Origin of the sequence: Gilliamella sp. WF3-4, assembly GCF_001690275.1 — a bacterium.
Taxonomy (GTDB): Bacteria; Pseudomonadota; Gammaproteobacteria; order Enterobacterales; family Orbaceae; genus Gilliamella; species Gilliamella apicola_C.
Window position 1 is genome coordinate 1 of record NZ_LZGW01000014.1, and the last position, 368, is coordinate 368.

General features: G+C 39.9%; 1 protein-coding gene. It reads right to left on the bottom strand.

The annotated features are described in order from the left end of the window. Nucleotides 1–368 (bottom strand): hypothetical protein (locus A9G47_RS14155; RefSeq protein ID WP_176700644.1); only part of this gene is annotated, 368 nt, incomplete at both ends.

Below are 368 nucleotides of genomic sequence, written 5' to 3' on the forward strand. Positions count from 1 at the left end.
GCCGGTAATGATTGATGCGGCTGAGTCTATGCCTTTGCTGACATCTCCACCCATGGTGCCAAGGTTGTTTTTTGCATTTTTTACCACTGCATCGCTGACGGCATTATAATAATTTTGCTGGTAAAGTTCGTCGTAGCTTTTTGGGGTATAGCTTGGGTCTTGTTGAGCTTTAACCTCTTCTTTTTCTAGCTGCTTTTCGGTTTTTTCTTTTAGGCCTTTTTTAATTTCTTCGTCGTTGTCTATTTTGTTTTGTGCCTGTATTCGGTCATATTTGCCCATTATGCTTTTCGTCTGTTGGGCTATGTCTTTGATAAGCTCTACCGTTTCGATTTTGTCGAGCTCTTTTTGTTTGTCAAATATCGGTTTTA